The organism is Ideonella sp. B508-1, assembly GCF_000333615.1.
GTDB lineage: Bacteria > Pseudomonadota > Gammaproteobacteria > Burkholderiales > Burkholderiaceae_C > Ideonella.
The window spans coordinates 1-3,058 of sequence record NZ_BADL01000308.1; the positions used below are offsets into that span (position 1 = coordinate 1).

General features: G+C 66.5%; 2 protein-coding genes. Both read right to left on the reverse strand.

Translation table 11 applies throughout. The features are described 5' to 3' along the window. The coding region (gene rdgC / locus I73_RS27805; RefSeq protein ID WP_040500353.1) for a recombination-associated protein RdgC at positions 1-220 on the reverse strand (220 nt) is incomplete at its 3' end. An 87-nt stretch (positions 221-307) separates the two neighbouring features. After that, positions 308-3,058: preprotein translocase subunit SecA (gene secA, locus I73_RS13145; protein WP_022981030.1), on the reverse strand; the 2,751-nt coding region annotated here is incomplete at its 5' end.

The window sequence follows — 3,058 nt, forward strand, 5'->3', positions numbered from 1 at the left end:
GGCAGCATTTCTGCTTGAGCTGAAGCTTGACCAGCCACTGGCCGCCGATCGATTCGACGAGGGGCGCATGCTCGATGCCACGCGGTTGCACCCAGCCCAGCGAGAGGGCCTGCGAGGGCGCGCAAGGCACGAAGGGCTCCTTGGCCAGGGTCTGTTCGGCCACGGTCAGATCCGGCACCCACTCGGGGCCGATGCGGTAGACGATGAGGTTCTTGAACACGGTGGGCGTTCCTGAATGAAGAACCCCGCCGGACCAGGGGCGCGGCGGGGCCGTGAAGAAGGGTCGGGGCCGCAGGCCCCTTCTGCCTCAGGCCAGGCGGCCGTGGCAGGACTTGTACTTCTTGCCGCTGCCGCAGGGGCAAGGGTCGTTGCGGCCCACGCGAGGCACCTCGTCGCCAGCGGCAGCGGCCTGAGGCGCCGGCTCCGAGCTGACGCCGCCATCCTCAGTCGGGTGGGTGTAGCTGACGTTGCTGATGCGCTCAGCCTGGTCTTCCAGGGCCTCGGCGGCCTGGCTGACCTGCTCCTGGGTCTGCACGCGCACCGTCATGAGGACGCGGGTGACCTCCATCTTGACCACGTCCAGCAGCTGGGCGAAGAGCTCGAAAGCCTCGCGCTTGTATTCCTGCTTGGGGTTCTTCTGGGCATAGCCGCGCAGGTGGATGCCCTGGCGCAGGTAGTCCAGCGCGGCCAGGTGCTCACGCCAGTGGGTGTCGATGGACTGCAGCAGCACCATGCGCATGAAGGGCTTGAACTGCGCCTCGCCCACCAGGTCCAGCTTGGCCTGGAAGGCGGCGTCGGCCGCGGCCAGCACCTTGTTCAGCACGTCCTCGTCGGTGACGCTGTCGCTGGCCTCGACCATGGCCACCAGCGGCACCTCGAGCTGCCACTCCTCGCGCAGCGTCTTCTCCAGGGCCGGCAGGTCCCACTGCTCTTCCAGGCTGTCGGCCGGCACATAGGTGCGCACCACCTCGGTCATGGTGGCCTGGCGCAGGTTGGTGATCTGCTCGCTCAGGCTGTCGGCAACCAGGATCTCGTTGCGCTGCTGGTAGATGACCTTGCGCTGGTCGTTGCTGACGTCGTCGTACTCCAGCAGCTGCTTGCGGATGTCGAAGTTGCGAGCCTCGACCTTGCGCTGGGCGGATTCGATGGAGCGGTTGACGATGCCGGCCTCGATGGCCTCGCCCTCGGGCATCTTCAGGCGGTCCATGATGGCGCGCACGCGGTCACCCGCGAAGATGCGCATCAGCGGATCGTCCAGCGACAGGTAGAAGCGCGAGGCACCCGGATCACCCTGGCGGCCAGCCCGGCCGCGCAGCTGGTTGTCGATGCGGCGGGACTCGTGGCGCTCGGTGGCGATGATGCGCAGGCCGCCCGCGGCCTTAACCTGGGCGTTCAGCCCGGCCCATTCGTCCTTGAGCTGCTGGATGCGACGGGCCTTCTCGTCCTCGGGAACCGTCTCGTCGGCTTCCAGGAACTGGACCTGCTTCTCGACGTTGCCCCCCAGCACGATGTCGGTCCCACGACCAGCCATATTGGTGGCGATGGTGATCACCCCGGGCCGGCCGGCCTGGGCCACGATCTCGGCTTCCTTGGCGTGCTGCTTGGCGTTGAGCACCTGGTGCGGCAGCTTGGCCTGGGTGAGCAACTGGGCCAGCAACTCGGAGTTCTCGATCGAGGTCGTGCCCACCAGCACCGGCTGCCCCTTTTCATGGCAGTCACGGATGTCGGCGATCACCGCGTCGTACTTCTCCTTGGCCGTCTTGTAGACGAGGTCGTTCTCGTCCTGGCGGATCACCGGCTTGTTCGGCGGGATGACCACCGTCTCCAGGCCGTAGATCTCCTGGAATTCGTAGGCCTCGGTGTCGGCCGTGCCGGTCATGCCGCCCAGCTTGCCGTACATGCGGAAGTAGTTCTGGAAGGTGATCGAGGCGAGGGTCTGGTTCTCGCTCTGGATCTGCACGCCTTCCTTGGCCTCGACGGCCTGGTGCAGGCCATCGGACCAGCGGCGCCCACTCATCAGGCGGCCGGTGAATTCGTCGACGATCACCACCTCGCCGTTCTGCACCACGTAGTGCTGGTCACGGTGGTAGAGGTAGTGGGCCCGCAGCGCCGCGTACACATGGTGCATCAGCGTGATGTTGGCCGGGTCGTACAGACTGGCCCCTTCGACCAGCAGACCTGCTTCGGTCAGCAGGCGCTCGGCATTCTCGTGGCCGGCCTCGGTCAGGTAGACCTGGCGGCCCTTCTCGTCCAGCGTGTAGTCGCCCGGCTCGATCACGCCCTCGCCGGTGCGCGGGTCGGCCTCGCCGATCTGCTGCTTGAGCTGGGGCGCGATCGTGTTGATGCGCACATAGAGCTCGGTCTGGTCATCGGCCTGGCCGGAGATGATCAGCGGGGTGCGGGCCTCGTCGATCAGGATGGAGTCCACCTCGTCGACGATGGCGAAGTTCAGCCCGCGCTGCACCCGGTCGGCCGGGTCGTAGACCATGTTGTCGCGCAGGTAGTCGAAGCCGAACTCGTTGTTGGTGCCGTAGGTGATGTCCGCGGCGTAGGCGGCCTGCTTGGCCTCGCGGTCCATGCCCGGCACGTTGATGCCGGTGCTCAGGCCCAGGTAGTTGTAGAGCCGGCCCATCCACTCGGCGTCGCGGCTGGCCAGGTAGTCGTTGACCGTCACCACATGCACGCCCTGACCCGACAGGGCATTGAGGTACACCGGCAGTGTGGCCATCAGCGTCTTGCCTTCACCGGTGCGCATCTCGGCCACCTTGCCGGCGTGCAGGGTCATGCCGCCGATCAGCTGCACGTCGAAGTGCCGCATCTTGAAGACGCGCTTGCCGGCCTCGCGCACCGTGGCGAAGGCCTCGGGCAGCAGCTCGTCCAGGGTCTCGCCCTTGGCCAGACGCTCCTTGAACTCGGCCGTCTTGGCCTTCAGGGCAGCCTCGTCCAGCGCGGAGAAGGTGGGTTCCAGCGCGTTGATCCGCTCGACGACGCGCCGGTACTGCTTGAGCAGACGGTCAGTGCGACTGCCGAAAATCTGGGTGAGAAGCTGGGCAACATG